Here is a 24,953-nt window from a genome sequence, read left to right on the forward strand (position 1 = left end):
CATGCAAGATCCCACTCCCGGGGCGACCGACGCCTCGCAGATCCGCCGGGCAGGCGTCGATCTCAATGGACTGATGTCGGTCCTCAGCAAGCACCTGTATTCCACCCCGGTGGTGGCGCTGCGCGAGCTGGTGCAGAACGCGCACGATTCCATCCTGCGTCGTCGTCTGGAACAACCCGATTGGCAGGGCGAATCGCGCATCGAGGTGCATGCCGATACCGCGCAGGGCATCGTGCGCATCGTCGATACCGGTGCCGGACTGACCCAGCAGGAGATCCACGACTACCTGGCTACCGTGGGCGTGGGATATACGCGCGGGCTGCGCCAGGGCGGCCACGAGGACAGCGGCCTGATCGGCATGTTCGGGCTGGGCTTCTTGTCCGCCTTCGTGCTGGCGCGGCGGGTGACCGTGCGCACCACCTCCTACCAGTCCACCACGCTGGGCCATTGCTACATCTCCAGCAACGCCGAGCAGTACACGGTTAGCCCGATTCCTGCGCGTGCGCAGGTGGGCACCGAGGTGGTGCTGGAGTTGCACAGCGATTATCTGTCGTTGGCTCAGGAAGGACGGCTGCGCGAGATTCTGTCGCGCTATTGCGCGCTGTTGCGCGAGCCGATCTGGATCGGCGCTGCGGCGCAGCCGATCAATCCCGAGCCGCCGCCGTGGCGCGTGCAGGACGCCGCACCGCTGCATCCGGTGCAGGCCTGGCGCCGTCAACGCGAGTTCGCCGCGCGCTTCGAGCGCAATTTCGAGCCGTTGTGCTGCATGCCGGTACGTGCGGAAGAGGGCAGCGATGCGGTCGGCCTGCTGTGGGTGCAGGACGGTGCGACCTACGGCACCAGCGACAACCGCAATCTCTCGGTCTTCCTGCGCGGCATGTTGCTGGATGACAACGCGCGCGAACTGCTGCCGCCGTGGGCGGGCTTCATCGGTGGGGTGATCGAATCCAATCGGTTGACGCCTACCGCAAGCCGCGAGGATCTGCAGCGCGATACGGTCTATGGCGCGGTGCAGCACGCCTTGTCCGAAGCCTTGGTGCAGGGCTTGGCCGATGTGGCGCGTCAGCAACCGGAGGCATGGCGACGCATCCTGCTGCGGCATAACGAAGCCCTGCTGGGCGCAGCGTTGTGCGATGAGCGCCTGTTCGAATTACTGCTGGAACACGTGCGGGTACCGACATCGCAAGGCGATCTGCCGGCGCAGCAATTGCAATCGCGCGGTGCGGTGCACGTGATCCTCGATAGCGACAGCGGTTTCGAAGAAATGCTGTTCCGCGCGATGGGCGTGCCGGTCGCCTATGGCAACCGGTATGCGGTGGTGCCGTTTCTGCGGCGCTGGGCGCAGGCCAAGGGTGTGCGTCTGGTCGAGCTGGGCACCGAGCAGGGCAACCGCCAGCTATTCCACCTGGATACGCTGCCGGCCGACGAACTGGCCTGGCTGGAACAGCATTTGGGCGATGGCGAAGCGCTGGTGCCTGCGCGTTTCAGTCCGCAGGAACTGCCGTTGGTGGTAGTGCCCGACCGCGAGGCCGAGCTCAAACGCCGCCTGGAGCAGGACGAGAACGACAAGCGCGTGTCCACCGCCGCGTTACGCCTGGCGCGGCAGTTCACCGCGCGCATCGAAGCGCGGCAGACCCAGCGGCTGTATCTGAATCTGGATAATCCCGCGCTGCAGGCCTTGCTGGACGCGCAGCGCGCAGGCAACCCACAGGCAGCGGTGGCGGCACGCTTGCTGCGCGCGCTCAAGGTGATCGTCGCGGCGCAAGGGCGCACGCAGCCGCAGGCGAGCAGCACCGAATCGGGCGTTTCCGATCTCAACAAGGCCTTCGGCGATTTCGCTGGGACCGTGACCCAATTGCTGGCGCGCTGAGCGCCGCATCGCAGGAGCGACACGATGGAAATCTGGAACTGGGTAGAAAAGCTGCAGGACGATCTGGGCGAAGCCGGCCAGCCGCAAAATGCGCAGCTGCTGACGCGGCTTACCGACCACATCTGCGATCTGCAGATCGACCGCGCCGAGGCCTTGTTGCCGGAGGCGCGTGCGCTGGGCAAGACGTTGGCCAACCCGTGGCTGGAGGTGTTCGTCGGGCATTGGGAAATGCGTAACCGGGTCGGCAATCTGTGCGAAGGCGAGCGTGCGCTGGGCGATGCGGTGGCGCTGTTCGAGCGTGCGCATCGCGCCGACGCAGTGGAGTGCCCGCAATCGGTCTGCGTGACCCAGGATCTGGCCGCGTGTTACGCCAACATCGATGGCCCGGGCTGGGTGGAAGAACGCATCGAGGTGTGCGACGAAACCCTGGGGCGCATCGACCCGAGCTGGTCGTGTTACCAGTGCCTGAGCTGCGAAAAAGCCGACGCATTGCTTGACGACGGGCGCGGTGACGCGGCGCTGCAGTATCTGGAGCAGCAGTCGCAGACCATCCTGGCGCATGGCGGTGAAATCTACGACGGCGTGCCGGACATGCGCATCTCGATCCTGCTTGCGCTTGGGCGTGCGCAGGACGCGCTGGCGCTGGTGGAACAGCGCGAACGCGACGCCGCGCGCGAAGGCGCCGAGTGGGCCAATTGCAGCCAGCCGCGCCGCCTGCAGAAAGCGCGCGCGATGGCGCTGTTGCAGCGCGATGACGAGGCCATGGAAGCGCTGCTGCCATGGCGCGAGATTGCGCCGCGTTATCGCCTGCACTGGCTGCGTGCGGTGGCGGTGCTGGTGGCGCGCGCGCCCGAGCGCAATAGCTGGGACCTGGGCAGCCGCGTGCAGCAGATGCTCGACCATTACGCGCAGGTTGGCGCGCATCGCATCCTGATCGAGGCAGCCGAGCTTGCGATCGGGCTGGCACTGCAACGCGGCGCGGTGTGGACCGCGCGCCGGCATCTGGCGCTTGCGCGTGCGCATCTTCCCAAGCTGCGTCACGACCGCGGCGCAACGCAGTTGCTGGATGGTCTGGCCGCGCGCATCGATGCAGCGCCTGCGGGTGAGGCCGCGCCGGCGCCGGCCGCACACCTGCTGGAATGGTTGAACGCGCAAGGCGACGATGTCGTGCGCAATCCCGAGCGCGAAGCGCAGTGGCTGCTGCAGGCCGTTGCGCAGTGTCCGGACGATGCCGAGCTTGTCGACACCACCGCATCGGCCTTGAGCGCCTGTGCGGCCGACGAAGAAGCCATCGCACTGTTGTGGTCATTCGTGCAGCGGCATGCCGATCGCGAAACCAGCCCCACGTTCCGTCTGATGAATCTGTTGCTCGGCCGCGGCGACGAAGCAGGTCTGCGCCGGTTGACGCAGCTGTATCGCCCACAGGCGCCGGTGGCGGCGTTGTGGTGCGAGGCGCAGCTGGCGCAGCGGCTGGCCGATTGGCCGGCGCTGGAGCAGGCCTGCACCGCACTGCTGGAACTGTCACCCGGCTCGCATGGTGCGCGTGGGCTGCTGGCGCGCATGTATCTCAACGCCGGCCGGTTTGCCGAGGCCGCCGCGGTCTATCGGCAACTCACCGAGCTGCTGGAAGAGCCGCGCTCTGCGCATTGGGACCACATGACGGCGGCCAGCGCGGCGCAGGATTGGGACGCGGTGCGTGCCTCTGCGCAGGCCATTGGCATGGAGCTGAGCAGCACCAGCGGCGTAGTCGAAGAGACCTGGGGCTGGGTGATCATTCGTTGCATGGATGATGGCGAAGTGGCCGAGTACTACGCGCGCCGCACCGGCCCGGTGACTGCGCGTATCGTCGAAAACGCGCCTGCGCATCGGCGCCAGCATGTCGGTGACTGGGTGGTGTTCGATGCCGAATTGCTGTATCCGCCGCCGGAAGACGAAGCCGAACGCGAGCGTTTCGTGCCGACCTACGCGCAGGTGCATGTGCTGCAAGTCGGTGGCTATGCCAATAGCTGGCTGGTGGACGGCGTGCATCCTGGCGACGAGGTCATCGAGGCGATGCGTGCAGACATGGAAATGCGCGGCTGGAAGATGTGGCTGCACAGTCGCGACGACTACCGCGTGGTCGACCCGGACCATCCGGATGCGTTCGACCCGGAGGATGCAACATCCGGACTGCCGGGCGTGTTGTTCACCGTGGCGCTTCCGGAAAACCTCGCCCCGCAGGAACTGCATCGCGTCCTGCGATGCACGACCTCGCGCTGGTCGCATCCGATGTGCTGGCTGCGGCTTGCCGAGGCCTGCGGCCAGGATCCGCAGCCGCATCTGGATGCGGTGGAGCGTTACGGGTTGTAGGGCGGCGATTCGCGTTATCCGGCGGCGGCCGGTCATGCGATCGCCGCCGGGATTGGGCATTCGGGGTTTGTGGCGTGCGTTCTGGCGTCACTTTTGATGCATAGCGATGCATCTGGTGTCGGGGATTCTGCCAATCCATTCATGGGTTTGCTGGCGGCGTTCATGTCGCCATACGCGCCACCCTGGATGCAACGCCGCGCTTTCAGCGTGCCTTCTGAATTGAGCGTATTGCGTTCGAGCGCAGCGCGCAGGCAGATCGCCTCGTCACTGCCGTAGCGCTTCGGCCGGTGTGCGTACCGCGGCGGCGGCCGCAATGTGCGCATGCCCGCCCCGGTGACAACACGCAACCGGTGGCACCACGCACTGCAGGTGATGCGGGGCAGGGATTGGCGGCTGTCCGCGGGTATTTCCCGTTTCGCCAGGCACTTGCAGCGGAACAGCGCATGTCCGCAGGCGTGGACCGGCGCACGTTCGGCATGTGCGCGGCAATGTCACACTGCGCTCTTGGGCCCGGATGACTGCTACAGGTTGGCTCGCTGGTTGGCCAATCTGAATTGCTTTATTCTGCTACGCATCGGCGTGGGGGCGCCGCGTCGGTCAGGGCGCAGTCCAGCCCGCATGCCCAACCTCTTTTCTTTTGGTGGGTGATCTCATGGTGGCATTGCAGCAGCGCTCGATCGATGCGATTGGTGACCAGGAACACGCGTTGTTGGCCGCATGGTTGGAGTCCAGCCTGGGCAGCGATGCGCGTCTGTCGCGGCAGGAATTCGAAGCGCAGGCCGGCGAATTCCTGCGCTTGCTGGTGGCGTCGTTGAAGCACGACGGTAGCAGCCTGGACAGTGCCGAATGGAGCGAGGTGCGCCGCTTCCTGGAAAATCTCTCGCGCGACCGCGCCACGCGTGGTTTCGATTCGCAGGAAACCGCCAACTTCATCTTTTCGCTCAAGCGTGTGTTGTTTGCGTTGGTGCAGCGCCAATACGCCAGTCGCCCGGAAGAACTGGGGCAGCAGTTGTGGGCGTTGTCGGAATTGCTCGACCGCCTGGGCTTGTACACCGTGAAGGTTTGCCAGAAGACCCGCGAAGACATCATCGTGCGTCAGCAGGAAGAGATGCTGGAGCTGTCCACCCCGGTGGTGAAGCTGTGGGAGGGCGTGCTGGCGCTGCCGATGATCGGCACGCTGGATTCGCAGCGCACCCAGGTGGTGATGGAATCGCTACTGCAGCGCATTGTCGACACCGGCTCGGAAATCGCCATCATCGACATCACTGGCGTGCCAACCGTGGACACCCTGGTGGCGCAGCATCTGCTCAAGACCGTGACCGCGATCCGGCTGATGGGGGCCGACGCCATCATCAGCGGCGTGCGCCCGCAGATTGCGCAGACCATCGTGCATCTGGGCCTGGACCTGCAGGGGATCGTGACCAAGGCCAACCTGGCCGATGCGTTGGCGCTGGCGCTCAAGCGCACCGGCGTGGCCGTCAGCAGGGCGGACTGACATGGAGCGTATTCCGATCCTGCGGATGGGCCATCTGTTGTTGGTCACCATCCAGGTGGACATGCACGACCAGCTGGCGCTGCAACTGCAAGACGATCTGTCCGAGAAGATCAGCGCCACCTCTGCGCGCGGCGTGTTGATCGACATTTCCGCGCTGGATATCGTCGATTCGTTCATCGGGCGCATGATCAGCACCATCTCCGGGCTGGCGACGCTGATGGGCGCACAAACCGTGGTGGTGGGCATGCAGCCGGCGGTGGCGATTACCCTGGTGGAGTTGGGGCTGACCCTGCCGTCGGTGCGCACCGCGCTCGATGTCGAGCGCGGCATGCGCCTGCTGCAGCAACCCGATGCGGCTCCATGACGGCCGGCTCGCAACCGGTGCGCACCGAGCAGGATGTGGTGCTGGCGCGGCAGACCGTGCGCAAACTGGTGGTGCAATGCGGGCTGCGGCTGGTCGATCAAACCAAGCTGGTCACCGCGGCCAGCGAACTGGCGCGCAATACCGTGATCTACGGCGGTGGCGGCGACATGGACTGGGTACTGGTTGAAAGCGGCATTCGCAAGGGAGTGCAGCTGACGTTCCGCGACCAGGGACCGGGCATTGCAGACCTGGAACTCGCCTTGACCGACGGCTGGACCTCCGGCGGTGGCCTGGGGCTGGGACTGTCCGGCAGCCGGCGGCTGGTGGACGATTTCGTGCTCGACACAGCGCCGGGCGAAGGCACGCGAATCACCATCACCAAATGGAAGTGAACGTTACCGGCTTGGTGACCCGTTCGTTTCGTGTCGACGAAACCAGCCAGGTCGGACAGTCGCGCCGTGAGGCTACCGCCTTGGCGCAGATGCTCGCCTTCGATGAAGCCAGCTGTGGCCGGGTGGCACTGGTTGCCACCGAACTTGCCATCAACATGGTCAAGCACGGGCGTGGCGGCTGCCTGCAGTTGTCCACGGTGGCCGCGCGTGACGGCGGCATGGGCGTGGAGCTGTGCGCCATCGATGACGGCCCGGGCTTCGCGCTTACAGACGGCCTGCGCGATGGCTATTCCACCGCCGGAACGCCGGGCACCGGCTTGGGTGCGATCAAGCGCCAGGCGCAGCTGCTGGATGCGTATTCCGATGCCAAGGGTGCGATCGTGTTGGCACGCGTGTTCGCCCAGCCACGCGCCGAGCTTGATCTGCCCTACGGCGCGCTACGCGTACCGCTGCATAACGAAGTGGTGTGCGGCGATGGCTGGCATTTGGCGATCGATGCGCAACGGGTGACCGTCAGCGTGATCGACGGCCTGGGCCACGGGCCAGACGCGGCCGATGCCGCCGATGCCGGCACGCGCGCGGCGGCGCTGGCCAGTGGCGAGCCCGGCGAGCGCATCGCGCGCCTGCATGCCGGCATGAGCGGCACGCGCGGTGGCGCGGCGGCGGTCATGCAGTTCGATGCCGGCAGCGGCCAGGTGCGCTTTGCCGGGGTGGGCAATATCGTCGCCTCGCTGTGCGATGGCGATGGGGTGCGCGGCATGCCCTCGCACCCTGGCATCGTCGGGGTTCAGTTCCGCAAGGCGCAACCGTTCGACTTTCCACACGCGGCCGGCAAGTTGCTGGTCATGCACAGCGACGGCCTGCAATCGCGCTGGACCCTGCGCGATCACCCGGGTCTGCTGTCGCGCCATCCACGCATCATTGCCGCAGTGCTGGCACGCGATTACGCGCGCGGCCGCGACGATTGCTGCGTGTTCGTCATGCGCTTGGGAGGCATGCAATGAATTCAACCACCGATCTGCCGGCAGCCGAGATGGCTGAACTTGAAAGCCTGCGCCAGCAGAACCAGGCCTTGCGCGAAGAGCTGGAAGAAACCAACCAAGGCGTGCTGGCCTTGTATGCCGAGCTCGACCAGCAGGCCGAACAGCTGCGCGACGTGTCCGAACTCAAGAGCCGCTTTCTGTCGTACATGAGCCACGAGTTCCGTACCCCGCTAGGCTCGATCCTGAGCATCACCCGGCTGCTGGAGGACGGCATGGACGGGCCGCTCAACGCCGAGCAGCTCAAGCAGGTGCGCTTTGTCAGCGGTTCGGCGCGTGAGCTCACCGAGATGGTGGACGACCTGCTGGACCTGGCCAAGATCGAGGCCGGGCGCATCACCATCTCGCCGGGCTGGTTCGACCTGATGGACCTGTTCGCGGCGCTGCGCGGCATGTTCCGGCCGCTCACCGATATGGGCAGTACCACGCTGATCTTCGAGGATCCGCCGGTACTGCCGATGCTCTACACCGACGACAAGAAGCTGGCGCAGATCCTGCGCAATTTCATATCCAATGCGCTCAAGTTCACCCCGCAGGGACAGGTGCGCGTGTTTGCGCAGCTGGAAGGCGACAGCCATGTACGCTTTGGCGTGCAGGACACTGGCATCGGCATTCCGGCCGAGCTTCACGAGGCCTTGTTCGAAGATTTCGTACAGGTGGACTCGCCGCTGCAAAAACGCCTGACCGGCACCGGCCTGGGGTTGTCGATCTGCAAACGGTTCGCCGAATTGCTGGGCGGCCGGGTGGGGATCAACAGCGTGGTCGGGCAGGGTTCTGAATTTTACGTGGTGCTGCCGGTGACCCTGGCAGCGGAGGAGACACGTGGGCAGTAAGCACCACATTCTGGTCGTCGACGACAACGCGGTGACGCGTTATTCGGTGCGGCGCGTGCTCGAACACCATCAGTTCGTGATCGAAGAAGCCGGCACCGGGACCGAGGGGCTTGCGAAAATGGCCACGCAGACGTTTTCTGCGGTGGTGCTGGACGTCAACCTGCCGGACATGAGTGGCTTCGACATCGTGCGGACGCTGCGTGCCGAGCCGCGCACCGCATTGCTCCCGGTGGTGCATGTCTCGGCGGCCTCGATCGCCACCGGCGACATGATCACCGGGCTGGATGCCGGCGCCGACGCCTACCTGATCCATCCGGTCGACCCCAACGTATTGCTGGCCACGTTGCGCACCCTACTGCGCGCACGCCGCGCCGAGGAGGCGCTGCGGATCAGCGAGGCGCGTTTCCGCGAAATCTTCGAACACATCAGCGCGCCGATTGCGGTGGTGGATGCCAACCTGCACATGCACGAGGCCAATGCCGCGTTCCAGCGTTTGATCGGGAGCGCCACGCCCGGCGCCGCGATCCACGCCGCCGGGTTGGATCAGGCCGCCGCTGTGCATGCCCTGACCACTGCGTTGGCGCAGCGCGAGCGCTGGAGCGGCACCTTGTCGCTGCTGCGCGATGGCAAGCTCTGCGAAACCGAATGGCGGGTGTCGCCCTACCGCGAGCCGGATCTGGGGCTGTTGCTGGTGGAAGACGTCACCGAGCAGCGCCTGCGCGAGCGCGAGCAGCGCCAGGAACTGGATACCGCCACCAGCGAGCTCGCGCATCAGATCGCGCAGCGCCAGCACACCGAAATCCAGCTGCTGCAGGCGCAAAAGATGGAAGCGCTGGGCAAGCTCACCGGTGGCATCGCGCACGACTTCAACAACCTGCTGACCAGCATCATCTCCGGGCTGGACATGATCCAGCTCGCAGTGGAATCCAACCGCATCGAACGGGTGCCGCGCCTGGCCGAGATCGCCACCGGCTCTGCGCACCGCGCCGCCGCGCTGACCCAGCGCATGCTGGCGTTCGCACGCAAGCAATCGCTGGACGCGCAACCGTTCGACGTCAACATCCGCGTGCGTTCGCTGGAAGACATGCTGCAGCGCTCGATCGGCGAAAACATCGCGCTGGAGCTGGAGCTTGCATCCACGCCGCTGGTGGCCATAGCCGATGCCAACCAGCTCGAAAACGTGGTGCTCAACCTGGTCATCAATGCGCGCGACGCATTGAAAGGGCAGGGCACCATCCGCATCCAGAGCGCGGCCTACACTGCGCACAACGATCCGGAACTGGACGACGGCGACTATGTCGCGGTGAAGGTGATCGACAACGGGAGTGGGATCGAGCCGGCCATTCTCGACCAGGTGTTCGAACCGTTTTTCACCACCAAACCCATCGGCGAAGGCACCGGCCTGGGTCTGTCGATGACCTACGGGTTCGCACGTCAATCCGGCGGCACCGCGCGCATCACCAGCACCGTGGGCCGTGGCACCACGGTGGCGTTGTTGCTGCCGCGTGGGCTCTCGGCCAACGAGCTGTTGCCGCCACCGGCGCCCAGCGTGCCACGCACGCGCAACGAGCGCATCTTGCTGGTAGACGACACCGACGTGGTGCGCATGATGGTGAGTGAAGTGCTCAGCGATGCCGGCTACCAGGTCATCGAAGCCGAGGATGCCAACGGCGCGCTGGAACAATTGCGCACCGAGGTGCATATCGACCTGGTGGTCTCCGATGTCGGCCTGCCCGGCATGAACGGGCGCGACATGGCCGATGTGGCGCGCATGCTACGCCCGGGTCTGCCGGTCCTGTTCATTACCGGCTACGCCGAAAACGCGGCCACGCGGCAAGAATTTCTCGCAGAAGGCATGGCCTTGCTGCCCAAGCCTTTCAGCCTCAACGATCTGCTCAACACGGTGGGGCAGATGCTCGACAGCAGCGTCCTGGCGCGGGCGTAGGGCGTTAAAGCGGCTGCTGAAATGCATGCGTAGCTGCGGCGCGGGCGCGGCCGGCGTTGGGACCCTGCATGCACCACGCGTGCAGCCCCGTTCCTGCACGCCGCTCAGCGCGCATACGCGTACGGCCCGAATGTGGCGCCAAGAAAACCGCCGGCCGACTCGGTGCTGAGCACACTTGCATCGCCCTGTTCGAGCAGCGTCTGCCACTGCCCCTGGCCGACGGCGTAATCCACGTGCACGCGGGCGGCATCCAGCGCAAAGCGCAGTCTCACCGGTTGCGTGGCATCGGGCAGGGGGGCGCGTGCCAGTTCGGTGCCGGTGCCGGGCTGTTGCGATCCGGCGCGGCGATACAGCACCACCGCAGCGCCGCTGTCCTCGCGCACCAGCATCGCTGCCAGGAAGTTGCTCTCCTTGGCCACGATCGCCAGACCGGCCTGTTCGCCTGGCGCCAGCGCGCTGCCATCCACGCTGGCGACCAAGGTGGCGTGATGGTGCTGCAGGCGATGACCCAGATAGGCCGGCGGACCACGGCCGAGATCGCCTAGCGCAACCTTTGCCGGGGTCACGCGCAAACCTTGCGCGCCGGGCTGATACCACGGCGTCGTTGGGGGGTGGATGGTCATCCATTGCATCGGCACGCGCGCATCTGGAAGCGTTCGCTCCACTGCATTGGCCCGGTGGTCGGCAGGGTCTGCACGCCCGCCGGCAAAGGTGGGCGCGCGGCCACTGCAGGGACCGCGGCGCCATGCGGCAGCACCACCGGCCAGCCATCGCGCCATTGCACCGGCAACAAGAAGGTTTCCCGGCCCAGGTTGTAGTGATTGCCGCGGTAAGGGCGCGTCGCGAGGAACACCGCCCACCATGTGCCGTCCTTGAGTTCGATGAACTGCGCATGCCCGGCCGAGGTGATCGGCGCAGTGCGAGACGGGTCCAGGTCGCGTTGGGTGAGCACCGGATTGCCGCTCCAGGTCTCGTATGGCCCGGCGATCTGGCGGCTGCGGTAGATCATCTGCGCATGCTGCTCGCCGGTGCCGCCTTCGGCCGCGGTAAGGTAGTAGTAGCCATCGCGGCGGAACAGATGCGGGCCTTCGATGTGTTCGGGATTGGTCGCCGGCTTGAAGCCGGAATCCACGATCACCTGACGGGTGCCGACCAACTTCATGCTGGCCAGATCCAGCTGCTGCAGCCAGATGGCGCGGTGCCCGTCGTAGCGCATCTTGCCGGCCGGCACGTCGTTGTTGACCAGCCAGGCGCTGCCATCGTCATCGAAAAACAGCGAGGGGTCGATGCCCTTGGCGTCCAGCCAGATCGGATCGGACCATGGCCCGGCAGGATCGGTGGCGGTGATCAGGAAATTGCCGCCATCGCAGTAAAAACAGGTGTTGGCGATATAGAAGGTGCCAGCGTGGTGGCTGATGCTGGCGGCAAACAGGCCGCGGGTCAGTTCGTCGTTGCCGTAGTTGATCTGGGTTGGACGGTCGATCGCGTTGCCGATCTGGTTCCAGTGCACCAGGTCGCTGCTCTTGAAGACCGGCAGGCCGGGGAAGTAGCCGAAACTGGAATTCACCAGATAAAAATCGTCGCCGACGCGCACCGCCGACGGGTCCGGATGAAAGCCGGCCACGACCGGATTGCGGTATTGCGCGGCAGTTGGCACGGGGCCACCATCGTCGCCTTGGTAATCGATCTGCGTGATCAACGCGGTGCCGGCTTGTGCCAGCTGACAGCTCAATGCGGCCAGCAGGCCGGCCATCCATGCGAGTCGTTTCAAGAGATCCCCGTGTGCCATGCCCTGGCGCAACGCCAGTACGACACCAGCATGACAGCACGCAGGGCGGCGTGGCATGACGTTTTGCGATGCCAGCGCTGCGTGATGGCATGCCTGCACGCGCGTGGCGGCGTGTGGTGATCGGGCGCTGCCACTTCGCTGCAACATTGCTGACATATCGTGCGCGCGGCGCCACGCGGCGCCGCCAGCAGGCATGCCATGCCGAATGGCTTCGACGCTGTGTCATCACCTCGCATCACTTTCTAGGATCAGTCCGCATGCCGTTGTACTCGCCTGTCTTTTCGTTGCCAGTGTCCGCTATTGCACAGGTCGCTGCGCGCCGCCGCGCCGCCTTGCAGCGCACGCCGCTCGCGCGTGCCTGCGCGTGCCTGTTGCTAGCCTCGTTGGCGGCAACCGCGTCTGCGCAGCAAGCGCCAGCGGCCCAGGGCGAAGCCAGCCCCACCGCGCTGGACACGGTCACCGTCACTGCCGAGCACCGCGAGCAGAACCTGCAGGACGTGCCGGTCTCGGTCGGCGTGGTGCAGGGCGCAGCGATGCGCGACTACACCGCCGGTGGCGACGACACGCTGCTGGCGCTTTCCGGCCGCGTACCGGGCTTCTACGCCGAAACCACCACCGGGCGCATCTTCCCGCGCTTCTATATCCGTGGCCTGGGCAATATCGATTTCTACCTGGGTGCCTCGCAGCCGGTGTCCATCATCCAGGACGATGTGGTGCTGGAGCATGTCGTGCTCAAATCCAATCCGGTCTATGACGTGGACCAGGTCGAAGTGCTGCGCGGCCCGCAAGGCACGCTGTTCGGGCGCAACACCACCGCCGGCATCGTCAAGTTCGATACGGTCAAGCCCAGCGACACCTACACCGGTCGCGTCAACGCCAGCTACGGCAGCTACAACACCCTCTCGCTGGATGGCGGCTTCGGTGGCCCCATCAACGATGTGCTGTCGTTCCGTGTGTCCGCGTTGTACCAGCACCGCGACGATTGGGTGGACAACACCTTTGCCGGTAGCAGCGCCGACGGCACGCGCACGCCGCGCAAGGACGCGATGGGCGGTTACAACGACCGCAATGCGCGCTTGCAGGTCTTGCTCAAGCCCAACGATGCGTTCTCGCTGCTGGGCTCGGTGCACACGCGCGATTACGACGGCACCTCCACCTTGTTCCTGCGCAATGCGATCACGCGTGGCAGCGACAAGGTGGACGTGCCGCGCGACCGCGTAGCCTACGACGAAGGTCACGACAACCCTCAGGCATATCAAACCGATGGCGGCTCGCTCAAGGCGATTTACGACTTCGGTGGCGTGTCGCTGACCTCCATCACCGCCTATGAAACCACCTCCGGCTACAGCCGTGGCGACACCGATGGCGGTGCTGCCGCCAATCACCCGGTCAATGGCGTGCCGAACGGCTTTGGCCAGTCGATGGGACAGATCCGCGACCTGGACCAGTACACGCAGGAATTGCGCCTGGCCAGCGAAGGCGACGATGCCCTGCAGTGGCAGGTGGGCGCGTTCTATTTCGATGGCCGCGACACCACCGATTTCTATCAGCGTGCCTTCTTCCTGCAGACCGCCGCGCGCAACCCCAACAACTGGGTGCGCCTGCGCAATACCAATACCTCGTGGGCCGGCTTCGGTCAGCTCAGCTACAAGGCGACCGACGCGCTGACGCTGACTGCCGGCATCCGCCAGACCAAGGACACCAAGGAAACCCGACTGTTGAAGACCGCCGACACCGCGGCCGGTGTGGTGACCTACCGCGGCCGGCGCGATGTGCGCATGTCCGATACCCAGCCCAGCTGGGATCTGAGCGCGATGTATGAGATCGATCCGCAGTTGAGCGTGTATGCGCGTGTGGCGCGCGGTTTCCGTGGCCCCACCATCCAGGGCCGCAGCGCGGTGTTCAATTCCGATTTCACCACTGCCGATTCGGAAACCATCCTGTCCTGGGAAGCCGGCATCAAGAGCAGCCTGTTCGAGAACCGTCTGCGCCTGAATGTCAGCGGCTTCACCTACACGGTCGACGATATCCAGCTCAACGGCAACGACTCGGACGGCAATGGGGTGCTGTTCAATGCCGACAAGGCCAAGGCCTACGGCATGGAAGCGGATCTGGACTGGCGCCCGATCTCCAACCTGTCGATCACCGCCGGCCTGAGCCTGTTGCATAGCGAAATCCACGACGAGCGCGTCTACGCCCAGGTCTGCGCGCTCAATGGCGTGGTGGTGTGCACGGTCAACGACCCGACCATTCGCGTAGGTGCCAACACCTTCGCCCAGATCGACGGCAACCCGCTGCCCAACGCGCCCAAGTACAACCTCAACCTGGCCGCGCGCTACGACATCCCGGTCGGCAACGACGGCGCGTTCTTCGTGTCCACCGACTGGAACAAGCAGGGCCAGACCAGCTTCGTGCTATACGACTCCACCGAATTCCGCTCCGACGGTAATTTCGAAGGTGGCCTCAAGCTGGGCTACACCGGTGGCTACGGTGCGTGGGAAGTGGCGGCGTTCGCGCGCAACATCACCAACGAAAAGAACCTCAAGGGCGTGATCGAAAACTACATGGCCGCGGTCTACAACGAGCCGCGTGTCGTCGGGGTGTCGGTCAACGTCAACTGGCAGTGACGGGTTGATCGCCTGATTGCAGTCACTGCGGCGTCTGCGCCGCAGTGATATTTCCTGCAAGTGGAGAGGCCAGCTGCGTGCATGCGCAGCTGACCTTCGTGTTGCGTCACCGCTTGCTCAGGACAGAGCGCACCCAGTTGACGATTTGCGTGCTGCTCACCGCGCCGGAATGACGGCCCAGTTCCTGGCCACCCTGGATGACCAGCAAGGTGGGAATGCTGCGGATGCCAAAGCGCGTGCCCAGCGCCGGATGCAGGTCGGTATCCACCTTGGCCAGGCGCACCTGCGGTTCCAATGCTGCGGCGGCTGCGGCAAATTGCGGCGCCATGCTCAGGCATGGCCCGCACCAGGGCGCCCAGAAATCCACCACCAACGGCAATGCGCTGCGCACCGCATGCTTGTCGAAATCTGCAGCCGACAAGGCCACCGGCGTCCCCGGGAACAGCGGCTTGTGGCAGCTGCCGCAGTTGGGTGCATCGCGCAGGCGCGTGGGCGCAATACGGTTCATCGCAGCGCAACTCGGACAGGCGATCAGTAGCGGTGCGTCGGTCATGTGGGTCTCCAGTCGGCGGCGCTGCCTGCGCTATCTCCGGCCATCGCTGGCGGCGCATGCTGCATGCCGCCAGTGTAGCGATCACCACAAACGATTCCGTGCCGAACGTCAGCGGCAGTACCAGCCTGCGCATGCCTGATCAACGTCCCGCGGGCCATCGCGCGCTGCATCGCTCAAGCCGATTGGCCCAGCGCCACGATCGGTACGAAGCCACCGTAGATCATGCGCTTGCCATCGAACGGCATCGGATTGACCGACGGGTCCATGCGTGGGTCTTCCATCATCTTGCGCATGCCTTCATCCCGGGTGGCCTTGTCCGGCCATTCGATCCAGGAAAACACCACGGTCTCTTCGGCGGTGGCATCCACTGCGCGATAGAAGTCGGTCCATTGCCCTGCTTGGACATCGTCACCCCAACACTCCACCACCCGCAGGGCTCCGTACTCCATGATGACCGCATCGCCCATGCGGGCATGCGCGATAAAGGCTTCTTTGTTGGCCGTGGGGACGGCAAGCACGAAACCATCGATATACGACATAACCACCTCCGCAGATGGGCTGCACGGCGTGCACGTGAGGATGACCAAGAAGGGATATTTGGTGCGACCAACAACTGGAGAGCAGTGGGGCAGGAGCGTGCATCCAGCGCGCTGGCCGCACGAGCATACTGTGCATGGGGTGCAACGGCACTGCTTGAGCTGGCTGTCGCCTGGGCTATCAGGCGCACTGCCGAGGTCCTGCCTGTCGGGCTCGCTGGCGCGGCGGCCGCGGATCTGTCGTGCCTCGATCGACGGCAGCGCCCTGCAAGCGCTTTTGCTGGAGGCCGCGGCAGTGCATCGGCGAAGATGCGCTGGTCGCAAAGCTGCGCGAGCAACGGCACTGCGGTCGTCGCCACAGTACGGCGGTCAGGCTGCCAGGTTGTGGCGGCGTAATCTTGCCTCGAACACCACGTCGCCGTCCTCGTTGCGCGCCTGCAGCGTACCGCCGTGTGCCTTGACGAACTGGTCGGCGATGAACAGGCCAAGTCCCAGCCCCTGGCTTGCATGGAAGCTGGCCTTGAACGGTTCGAACAGACGCGGCATCAGGCTGTCGGGAATGCTGCCGGTGTTGCGCACCGACAGGCGCAGGGTGTCGTGTTCGCGGCCATCCAGATGCACCTGCACCGGATGGCGTCCGCCATGCAGGACCGCGTTGCCGACCAGATTGGACACGACCTGCGCCAACCGGTCGCCGTCGCCATCGCCATCCAGGTCGCCCTCGGTGCGCAGGTCGATCGTGGTGTGCGGATTGGCCTGCGCCACTTCGCCCACCACGCTGTGCACCACCTCGCCCAGGTTGCATGGGCTGAACTGCATCGGCAAACCATCGGTGCGCAGGCGCGAAAAATCCAGTAATTGCTCGACCATGCGGGACATGCGGTGCGCGCTGTTTTCCAGGTGTTCCAGCGTGCGCGCAGCCGAACTGTCGGCATCGACATCCAGGCCGAGTTTGTCGGCGCACAGCAGGATCACCGACAGCGGTGTGCGCAGGTCGTGGGTGAGCACGGCCATCATGGTCTCGTTGAGCTTGAGCGCGCGTTCGAGCGAAGCATTTCTCGCCTTGAGCAGCCGCCGCTGCTGATACAACTCGATGAATACGTTGACCTTGCTCAGGATGATGTGCGGCTCGATCGGCTTGTGCAGAAAATCCACGGCGCCGGTTTCGTAACCCTGGAAGGCGCGCATCGGATCGTTCGGCGATGCGGTCAGGAAAATGATCGGCACATGCCGGGTGCGCTGCGAACCGCGCATCAATTCCGCCAGCGAAAACCCGTCCATTTCCGGCATGTGCACGTCCAGCAGCGCCAATGCCACGTCGTGTTCGAGCAGTAGTTCCAGCGCCTGCGCACCGGAGGCGGCGCACAGCACGCGGATGCCGTCGCGTTGCAGCAGCGCTTCCATGGCCACCAGATTCTGCGGCACATCGTCCACGATCAGGATCTTGGTCGATTCGGTGTCGTCGCTGCTTGCAGCCAGGCCGGTCGCGGTAAGGTTCATGCGTGAAAAGCTTCCAGTCGGGTGCAGATGGCTTGCAAGGTCAGCACCGCATCGGCGCCGGCGTGGGCGAGAGCGGAGGCGGGCATCAGCGACGCGGCGGCGTCATCGGGGCGCTGGATCCAGGCAATGCCGCCCATCGCACGCACCGCGGCCACACCGGCGCTGCCGTCGCTGCTGGCACCGGTGAGCAGGATTGCCAGCAGGCGTTCGCCGAAGACATCGGCAGCCGATTCGAACAGCAGGTCGATCGCCGGGCGCGAAAACAACACCGGGGCATCCATCGACAACGCCAGGCTGTCGCGGTCTTCCACCAGCAGGTGGTAGTCGGGCGGGGCGATGGTGACGGTGCTGGGCAACAGCGGCTGCTTGTCTTCGGCCTCGCGCACCGGCAGCGCGCAGCGCGCGTCCATCAGCTCGGCGATGTGGCTGGGGCGGTCGCGCGGCAGATGCAGCACGACCAACACCGGCATCGGCAAGTCTGCCGGCAGCCCGGACAACAACGCCTGCAGGGCCATCACGCCACCGGCGGATGCACCGATCACGATCGCATCGAAACGCTGGGCTGCAGACGCGCAGCTCATGCGGCTTTCCGATACAGCCGCTGCTCGCGCGCACAGGCTTCGAACGCCTGCGCGTGCGCGCCGAACTGCAGCGACTCCTTGCTGCCCAACCCGAGAAAGCCGCGATGCACCAATGCGTCGTAGAACAACCCCACCGCACGATCCTGCAAGCTGCGGTTGAAATAGATCAGCACGTTGCGGCAGGACACCAGGTGGACTTCGGAAAACACCGTGTCGGTCGCCAGGCTGTGGTCGGCGAAAACGATATTGCGTTTCAGGCGCCGGTCGAACACCGCACCGTCGTAAGCGGTGGTGTAGTAGTCCGACAGCGAGGTGCGGCCACCGGCGTCCAGATAGTTACGGCTGAACTGCGCGATACGATCGATGCCATAGGCGCCGGCTTCGGCCATGCTCAGCGCTTCGGGGTTGATGTCGGTGGCGTAGATCACCGCCTTTTCCAACAGGCCTTCTTCGTGCAGCAGGATGGCCAGGGACCAGACTTCTTCGCCGGTACTGCAGCCCGCCACCCAGAGCTTGATCGAGGGATAGGTGCGCAACACCGGTACCGCATGCTCGCGCACGACGCGGAAATATGCCGGGTCGCGGAACATCTCCGAGACCTGCACGGTGAAGAACTGCATCGCCTGCGCAAAGGTGTCCGGCTCGTGCAGCAGACGGTGCTGCAGATCGGCCACGCGCGCGCAGTCGAAACGCGCCATTGCGTGGCGCATGCGCCGTCGCAACGAGGACACCGCATAGTCGCGGAAGTCGTAGTGATAGCGCTGGAACACCGCTTCCAGCAGCACGCGCAGTTCCAGGTCGAACAGCTCTACCGGGTTCATTGCCGCGAGCACCATACGCGGCAGAGCGAGACCAGCTTGTCCACGTCGATGGGCTTGGCGATGTAGTCGTTGGCGCCGGCTTCCAGGCAACGTTCGCGGTCGTCGGCCATGGCCTTGGCGGTCAGCGCGATGATGGGCAGATCCTGCCATTGACGATTGGCACGGATCTGCCGCATCGCGGTGATGCCATCCATCTCCGGCATCATGATGTCCATCAGGACCAGGTCCACCTCGTGCTTGGCCAGGTGCTCCAGCGCCTCGCGGCCATTGCGTGCGATCTGCAGCGTGACGCCCAGCGGTTCGAGCACGCTGGACAGCGCAAAGATGTTGCGCACATCGTCTTCGGCCAGCAGCACGGTGGCGCCGTCCAGCACCGCGTCGCGGCGGCGTGCTTCGCGCAGCAAGCGCTGCTGATCGCTGGGCAACGAGGCTTCCACGCTGTGCAGGAACAACGTTACCTCATCGAGCAGACGCTCCGGCGAGCGCACGCCCTTGATGATGATGCTCTTGGAATACCGGCGCAGGCCTTGCTCTTCGTCGCGGGTCAGTGCGCGCCCGGTGTAGACGATCACGGGAGGGAAGGCGACCGCATCGTTGCCGGCCATGCGTTCGAGCAGGTCGTAGCCGCTGCCGTCGGGCAAGGCCAGATCGGTGACCATGCAATCGAAGGTGAAACCTGCCAGCTGGTCCATCGCCTCGGCAATGCTGCCGACCGCCACGATGTCCAGCTGGTCGCGCGCCAGCAGCAATTGCAGGTTCGCCCGCAAGGCGCTGTCGTCTTCGACGATCAACAAACGACGCACTGCGCGTGCGTTGGTTTCTTCCAGCTGGCGGATCGCACCGGCCAGCAGTTCGCGTGTGGCCGGCTTGATCAGGTAGCCAACCGCACCAAGCTCCAGCGCAATCTGGCTGCGTTCCAACGCGGACACCACGTGGACAGGCACATGGCGTGTGGCCGGATCGCGCTTGAGGCGTTCGAGCACGCTCAGACCGGACGCATCCGGCAAGCCGATGTCGAGCAGGATGCCGCTGGGGCGCAGTTCGGCGGCCAGGCGCAGGGCTTCTTCTGCGTTGGGGGCCACCACGCAATCGAAATCCAGTTCGTGGGCCAGTTCCACGAGCGCTTGCGCAAAGCGGGTGTCGTCTTCCACCGCCAGGATCAGCCGGCCTGGGCGGCTGCGTTGGTCGCGATCGTCGTCGGCCCGCTGGATCGGTGCGGCATTGGGCGATGCGATCGGCACTGGCGCCATGTGGGCCGCCGCAAGAGCAGGTGCGCCGGATTGCGCACCTAGCGTGCTGCCAGTGCGTTGTTGCACGTGGGCTCCAGACGCCGAGGCTGCGACCGCGGCGACGTTCGCAGCTGCATCGGCAGGGCCGATCACCTCCGCAGGTGCGCCATCGGTCGGCAATTCCAGCGTAAAGCAGCTGCCGCGCCCCGGCTCGCTGTCCACACTGATGCTGCCGCCCATGCGTTGCGCCAGGTCGCGCGAAATCGACAAACCCAACCCGGTACCGCCATAGCGGCGGCGCGTGCTGCCATCGGCCTGACGGAACGCTTCGAAGATCACCTCGCTCTGTTCGCGCGCGATGCCGATGCCGGTATCGGTCACCGCGAAGCGCACGCGGCCTGGCGCAGATGCCTGGACCAGCAGGCCGACCTTGCCGTGTTCGGTGAACTTGATGGCGTTGGCCAACAGGTTCTTGAGGATCTGCTGCAGGCGCTGGTTGTCGACGACCAACTGTGCCGGCGCACCGGCAGCTGCCGTGATCTCCAATGCCAGGCCCTTCTGTCGCGCCAGCGGTTCGAAGGTGTCGCGCAGGCGTTGCAGCACCGAACCGGTGACGACCGTTTCGTCGGCCAACTCCACGTGCCCGGCTTCGATCTTGGACAGGTCCAGGATGTCGTTGATCAGCGCCAGCAGGTCGTTGTTGGACGACAGGATCGCCTGCGCATACTTCACCTGCTCGGCGCTGAGCGTGCCGTCCTTGTTGTCGGCCAGCAGCTTGGCCAGGATCAAGGCGCTGTTGAGCGGCGTGCGCAACTCGTGCGACATGTTGGCCAGGAATTCCGACTTGTAGCGCGAGGCAGTGGACAACTCGTTGCTATTGCGCATCAGCTGATTCTGCGCGATCAACAAGGCCTGCTTCTGCGCTTCCAGTGCCTGGGTGCGCTCTTCCAGCTGCACGTTGGTCTGTTCTAGTTCTGCCTGCTGCACTTCCAGGTCGCTTTGCGACTGCTGCAGGCTACGGCTCTGTTCTTCGAGTTCCTCGTTGGCCACGCGCAGCTCTTCCTGCTGGGTCTGCAGTTCCTCGCTCTGTCGCTGGGTTTCTTCCAGCAAGGCCACCAGCTGCGCGCGCAGCAATGCGGTGCGCAGTGCCAGGCCGATGTTCTCGCCGCAGCGTGCCAACAGTTCTTCTTCGCGCGAGCCGGCGGTGCGTGGGTCGGTCACGCGCCCGAGCTCGATGATGCCGATCACCCGGTCGTCGGCGGTGATCGGCGCCAGCAGCAACTCCTGGCAGCTGCTCTGGCCCAGCCCGGAGGCAATCTGCAGATGACCGGCGTCCATGCCGCGGATGCGACGCACTGTGCCACGTTGCAGCACCTCGCCGAGCTGGCCGGCAGCGGTCGGCAGCGTCTGCGGCAGATCGGGCGGCAACGCCGCACCACCGGTGAGTCGCAGACGGTCGCCCTCGATGCGATAGAGCGCACCGACCTGCGCATCCAGCGTCTGACACAGTGCGCGCACCGCGGCGTCGGCCAGTTCCTGCGGCGCCTGATCGCCGCGCAAACTGGCCTCGACCGTGTTTTCTGCCTGCTGCAGCCACAGTGCGAATTCGGCCTGCCGGCGTGCGCGGATCGCCTGCATCACCACCAACGCCATCGCCAGGAACGACACGCCGCCAATGCTGCGATTGACCGAGGAAAAACTCGAATTCGTGCTCGGTGGCGCAAGCTGAAAACCAATCGCCAGCAAGATACACGACAGCACGCCCACGATGAGCGGCACCTGCGGGCGGTTCTGAAACACCGTCACGCCTACTGCTACGAAGTAGGTCAGCCACACCGCATAACCCAGCGGAGTCACCAGTTCCATGCCCAGCGTTGCCGCCATCAAGGCCCCCGCGATGACCCAAGTCCAGCAGTCGCGTGTGGTCGAGATGGTTTGCATAAGGTGCGTGGACCGAACTGGAAGGGCGGTCATGGTAGCCGATAACTTTCACGCACAAATCGCCGGAAATTTGACACTTTTTGCTGCCGCGTTGGCTTGCACGCAGCCTTCACGCGGCTGTCAATATGGTCCCGCGCTTTTCTGGGGGAATCATCGCGCGATGGATGCGGAAACGGCCGTCGACAGCGCAGGGCCGCTTTCTTACGACAGCCGGCAGTGTCAGCTGTTGGTGCAGAGCGTGTCCGATTATGCGATCTACATGCTGGATATCGGCGGGCATATTCGCAGCTGGAACCCCGGCGGCGAGCGCATCAAGGGCTACAGCGCAAGCGAGGTATTAGGCACGCATTTCTCGCGGTTCTACCTGCCCGAGGATGCGCAGCGCGACGAACCCAGCCGCAATCTGGAAATCGCCAAGCGGGAAGGGCGCTTCGCTGCCGAAGGTTGGCGCTTGCGCAAGGACGGCAGCCGGTTCTGGGCCAGTGTAGTGATCGAACCGGTGCTGGAATTCGGCGTGCTGGTGGGGTTTGCAAAAGTCACTCGCGATCTGACCGAGCGCCGTGAGGCGCAGCATTTGCTGCAACAGGCGCAGCAGGCGTTGCTGCAATCGCAGAAGGTCGAAGCCTTGGGTCGGTTGACGCCGGGCATGGCCCACGATTTCAACAACCTGCTCACGGTGATGGTGACCAGCCTGGATCTGATTGCGCTGCGCGCAGGCGAGGACGCGCGCACCCGCATGTTGATCGAAGTGGCGCAAACTGCGGTGGATCGCGGCACCTTGCTGACGCGGCAACTGCTCGCTTTCGCGCGCGGTCAACAACTGAACCCTGAGCGCCACCCGGTCAACGACATCGTGACGCGTTCGTTGGAACTGTTGCGGCGTGCCTGTCCGCCGGGTGTGAGCTTGTCGTTGCAGTTTGCCGACGCACTGCCGCATGTGCGCGTAGACCCCGGTCAGCTGGAGGCGGCGTTGCTCAATCTGGTCTTCAATAGTTGCGATGCGATGCCCTCTGGCGGCAGCATCGCGTTGCTCACTTCTGCTGCGCAGCGATCCGAACCGTCAAGCCCACAAGGCGTCCGTCGCCCATACGTCGCCCTTGCCGTACGCGACGACGGTCCGGGCATGTCCGCGCACGTTGCACAACGCGCCAGCGAGCCATTTTTCACCACCAAGGATGTCGGCAAGGGCTCCGGGCTGGGCTTGAGCCAGGTCTATGGCTTCGCATCCCAGTCCGGTGGCTTCGTCGAGCTTGAGACCGCACCTGGACGCGGCACTACCGTCACCGTGTTTCTCCCGGCCGTCGAGGAGGCCGAGCATGACTGAATCCCTTCGCCTGCTGATGGTGGAAGACCAAGAAGAACTGCGCGAATTGATCGGCGAAGCGCTGCGCGATGCCGGCATCAGCGTCGACACCGCCGATGATGGTCACAGCGCGTTGCGCATGGTGCGCGACAGTGGCCCGTACGACGTGGTGTTCAGCGATATCCGCATGCCCAACGGCATGTCGGGCATCGAACTGAGCGAGCAGGTGGCGCAACTGCTGCCGCAGGCGCGCGTGATTCTGGCCTCGGGGTTTGCCAAGGCGCAGTTGCCGTCGTTGCCGGCGCAGGTCGATTTCCTGCCCAAACCGTACCGCCTGCGTCAACTCATCGACATGCTCAAGGCCACCCCAGCCAACGCGTAGACGTTGGCTGGGCGTGCGGCCTCAACGGCTCTGGTAGTACACCTTGTCGATGGCGATCTCCACCGGTGCAGCCGGTGGATCGGCCACCAGCATGAAGGGCTGTTTGACCGCCTGCAGATCCAGATCGTAGAAGGCGCTGAACGGGATGCTCACCTCGTGCCAGGCGCCATCGCGCACCAGTCCGTACTGGTTGCCGCCAGCGACAAAATCCACCCAGCTATCGCCGAAGCTGGTGTTGATGCCGATCTTGAATGTCGACGGCGTGGTGGTCTTGACGTGCAGCTTCAATGCACCGCCGGCATACGCAGCGAGATTGCGGTAGTCGCTCTGGATGCCCAATCCAAACCATGCCCCGGCGTTGGCGCGGTAGGCCATGACACTGCCGCCCTCGAAAGGCGCCTGCGCAATCGGGGTGAGATTGTTCCACAGATACAACTCGGCATCCTGGCCGAAGGTCAGCCGTGCACTGGTATCGGTCTGTTCGGTAAACACCCCGAACCGGCCCGCGGGCACGGCATGTTGCGTGCCCACGTACAACTGCGACCCTGGGTTCTGATACAGGCGGATGTAATCGACCTCCATTTTGCCAGGGAGCGGGGCCGTCACCGCAGCAGGCGAGGTCACACCAGTGAAGGTGCCGCCCACCGCCAGGTTGAGCAACAGATACTGCTGCTGATGGAATTCATGCAAGGAAGCGCCTTCGATATTGGAAATCGCAAATTCGAAGTATTGCTGCCCGTCGATCGAGACGCGGATGAATTGCGGGTCCCAGGTCAATCGGTACACATGAAAATCGTCATGCAGATTCACCGGGCTGGTGTAGCTGGTGTCGTAATCGGCCTGCGACCCGTTGTAGTCCCAGTGCACCGCCGCGCCGATGCGACGGTTCGCGGTGCCATTGGCGATCGCGGCGGCCATGCCGGCTTCCATGAGGTCGATTTCGCCGCGGCCCGGCCACACGCCGATGGTGCCGAGCATCCAGTACGCCGGCCACAAACCGTTGCCCACCACCGGCGTTTTGATGCGCGCCTCCAGCGTGCCGTACGTGAAGTGCATGCGGCCCTCGGTCTTGAGCCGTGCTGAAGTGAACGGCATGCCGCCGAAGGCTTCGCGGCGTGCTTCGATCACCAACCTGCCGTTTTCGATCCGCGCATTCTCGGTGCGGCTGGTGTAGTACTGCATCTCGCCGTTGCCCCAGCCGCACAAGCCGATCTGGCATCCGTTCGTAAGCTCCCCCGATCCGCAGACACCGCATAAGTAGATCTTTCTGGCATCTTTCCCAAGTCAGGAGGTTCCATGCGCACATCGAAGTTCACCGAGACACAGATCATCGCCACGCTGAAGCAGGCCGACGCAGGCGTTCCAGTCAAAGACATCTGTCGCCAAGTCGGCATCAGCACGGC

The 24,953-nt window shown here is 64.8% G+C and carries 19 protein-coding genes and 2 pseudogenes; 12 read left to right on the forward strand and 9 right to left on the reverse strand.

Annotated features, from left to right (window positions below; translation table 11 throughout):
• Position 1 precedes the first annotated feature (1 nt).
• Positions 2 to 1,870: an ATP-binding protein gene (locus tag F7R02_RS09760; RefSeq protein WP_167521005.1), complete on the forward strand. Its 1,869-nt coding sequence runs from the start codon at positions 2 to 4 to the stop codon at positions 1,868 to 1,870.
• A 24-nt stretch (positions 1,871 to 1,894) separates the two neighbouring features.
• Complete coding sequence (locus F7R02_RS09765) at positions 1,895 to 4,219, forward strand: tetratricopeptide repeat protein (protein WP_078590516.1); 2,325 nt, start codon at positions 1,895 to 1,897, stop codon at positions 4,217 to 4,219.
• A gap of 32 nt (positions 4,220 to 4,251) precedes the next feature.
• Here F7R02_RS09765 and F7R02_RS09770 read toward each other — a convergent pair whose 3' ends face one another.
• On the reverse strand, positions 4,252 to 4,566 hold the full coding sequence (locus tag F7R02_RS09770) for a hypothetical protein (RefSeq protein ID WP_235857462.1): 315 nt from the start codon (positions 4,564 to 4,566) through the stop codon (positions 4,252 to 4,254).
• Positions 4,567 to 4,871: 305 nt separating this feature from the next.
• Between F7R02_RS09770 and F7R02_RS09775 the strand changes: the two genes are divergently transcribed.
• The 6 genes from F7R02_RS09775 to F7R02_RS09800 are packed head-to-tail and all read left to right on the forward strand — an operon-like array spanning position 4,872 to position 10,288.
• Positions 4,872 to 5,714: an STAS domain-containing protein gene (locus F7R02_RS09775; protein WP_078590518.1), complete on the forward strand. Its 843-nt coding sequence runs from the start codon at positions 4,872 to 4,874 to the stop codon at positions 5,712 to 5,714.
• A 1-nt stretch (position 5,715) separates the two neighbouring features.
• On the forward strand, positions 5,716 to 6,078 hold the full coding sequence (locus tag F7R02_RS09780) for an STAS domain-containing protein (RefSeq protein ID WP_003484273.1): 363 nt from the start codon (positions 5,716 to 5,718) through the stop codon (positions 6,076 to 6,078).
• Positions 6,075 to 6,470: an anti-sigma regulatory factor gene (locus F7R02_RS09785; RefSeq protein ID WP_033484087.1), complete on the forward strand. Its 396-nt coding sequence runs from the start codon at positions 6,075 to 6,077 to the stop codon at positions 6,468 to 6,470. Before F7R02_RS09780 ends, F7R02_RS09785 begins: the two co-directional genes overlap by 4 nt.
• Positions 6,461 to 7,474, forward strand: coding sequence for an ATP-binding protein (locus F7R02_RS09790; RefSeq protein ID WP_078590519.1), 1,014 nt, complete (start codon positions 6,461 to 6,463; stop codon positions 7,472 to 7,474). Before F7R02_RS09785 ends, F7R02_RS09790 begins: the two co-directional genes overlap by 10 nt.
• Positions 7,471 to 8,343: a sensor histidine kinase gene (locus tag F7R02_RS09795; RefSeq protein WP_011050810.1), complete on the forward strand. Its 873-nt coding sequence runs from the start codon at positions 7,471 to 7,473 to the stop codon at positions 8,341 to 8,343. Before F7R02_RS09790 ends, F7R02_RS09795 begins: the two co-directional genes overlap by 4 nt.
• Positions 8,333 to 10,288 carry a response regulator gene (locus F7R02_RS09800; protein ID WP_005923542.1) on the forward strand — a complete coding sequence of 652 codons (1,956 nt, stop codon included), beginning with the start codon at positions 8,333 to 8,335 and terminating at the stop codon, positions 10,286 to 10,288. Before F7R02_RS09795 ends, F7R02_RS09800 begins: the two co-directional genes overlap by 11 nt.
• Before the next feature lie 104 nt (positions 10,289 to 10,392).
• Here the strand turns inward: F7R02_RS09800 and F7R02_RS09805 are convergent.
• Positions 10,393 to 12,041 (reverse strand): annotated as a pseudogene (locus F7R02_RS09805) (glycoside hydrolase family 43 protein).
• Positions 12,042 to 12,334: 293 nt separating this feature from the next.
• Between F7R02_RS09805 and F7R02_RS09810 the strand changes: the two are divergent.
• Positions 12,335 to 14,704 carry a TonB-dependent receptor gene (locus F7R02_RS09810; protein WP_078590521.1) on the forward strand — a complete coding sequence of 790 codons (2,370 nt, stop codon included), beginning with the start codon at positions 12,335 to 12,337 and terminating at the stop codon, positions 14,702 to 14,704.
• Positions 14,705 to 14,810: 106 nt separating this feature from the next.
• Here the strand turns inward: F7R02_RS09810 and trxC are convergent, their stop codons facing one another.
• From trxC to F7R02_RS09840, 6 genes are all read right to left on the reverse strand, one after another.
• Positions 14,811 to 15,257: a thioredoxin TrxC gene (gene trxC / locus F7R02_RS09815; protein WP_033484090.1), complete on the reverse strand. Its 447-nt coding sequence runs from the start codon at positions 15,255 to 15,257 to the stop codon at positions 14,811 to 14,813.
• A 173-nt stretch (positions 15,258 to 15,430) separates the two neighbouring features.
• Positions 15,431 to 15,796: a DUF1428 domain-containing protein gene (locus F7R02_RS09820; protein ID WP_003484258.1), complete on the reverse strand. Its 366-nt coding sequence runs from the start codon at positions 15,794 to 15,796 to the stop codon at positions 15,431 to 15,433.
• 366 nt (positions 15,797 to 16,162) lie between these two features.
• Complete coding sequence (locus F7R02_RS09825; RefSeq protein ID WP_078590523.1) at positions 16,163 to 17,293, reverse strand: hybrid sensor histidine kinase/response regulator; 1,131 nt, start codon at positions 17,291 to 17,293, stop codon at positions 16,163 to 16,165.
• The gene (locus F7R02_RS09830; protein ID WP_005923558.1) at positions 17,290 to 17,874 is read right to left on the reverse strand and encodes a chemotaxis protein CheB; all 585 of its coding nucleotides are present in this window, start codon (positions 17,872 to 17,874) and stop codon (positions 17,290 to 17,292) included. Before F7R02_RS09830 ends, F7R02_RS09825 begins: the two co-directional genes overlap by 4 nt.
• The gene (locus tag F7R02_RS09835) at positions 17,871 to 18,719 is read right to left on the reverse strand and encodes a CheR family methyltransferase (protein ID WP_172107320.1); all 849 of its coding nucleotides are present in this window, start codon (positions 18,717 to 18,719) and stop codon (positions 17,871 to 17,873) included. Before F7R02_RS09835 ends, F7R02_RS09830 begins: the two co-directional genes overlap by 4 nt.
• On the reverse strand, positions 18,692 to 21,865 hold the full coding sequence (locus F7R02_RS09840; protein ID WP_078590525.1) for a response regulator: 3,174 nt from the start codon (positions 21,863 to 21,865) through the stop codon (positions 18,692 to 18,694). The genes F7R02_RS09835 and F7R02_RS09840 overlap by 28 nt, the downstream gene beginning before the upstream one ends.
• Positions 21,866 to 22,025: 160 nt before the next feature.
• On the opposite strand from F7R02_RS09840, the gene F7R02_RS09845 reads away from it, so the two are divergent.
• Positions 22,026 to 23,189, forward strand: a complete 1,164-nt coding sequence (locus F7R02_RS09845; protein WP_078590527.1) for a two-component system sensor histidine kinase NtrB — start codon at positions 22,026 to 22,028, stop codon at positions 23,187 to 23,189.
• Positions 23,182 to 23,550: a response regulator gene (locus F7R02_RS09850; RefSeq protein ID WP_078568179.1), complete on the forward strand. Its 369-nt coding sequence runs from the start codon at positions 23,182 to 23,184 to the stop codon at positions 23,548 to 23,550. Before F7R02_RS09845 ends, F7R02_RS09850 begins: the two co-directional genes overlap by 8 nt.
• Before the next feature lie 21 nt (positions 23,551 to 23,571).
• Here the strand turns inward: F7R02_RS09850 and F7R02_RS09855 are convergent.
• Positions 23,572 to 24,783, reverse strand: a pseudogene (locus F7R02_RS09855) (glycoside hydrolase family 16 protein); the annotation flags it as partial.
• Positions 24,784 to 24,846: 63 nt separating this feature from the next.
• Here F7R02_RS09855 and F7R02_RS09860 point away from each other — a divergent pair.
• Positions 24,847 to 24,953, forward strand: a 107-nt coding sequence (locus tag F7R02_RS09860) for a transposase (protein WP_143694929.1), incomplete at its 3' end; no start/stop codon positions are given.

It is taken from the genome of Xanthomonas cissicola (genome assembly GCF_008801575.1).
In the GTDB taxonomy this organism is placed as follows: Bacteria; Pseudomonadota; Gammaproteobacteria; order Xanthomonadales; family Xanthomonadaceae; genus Xanthomonas; species Xanthomonas cissicola.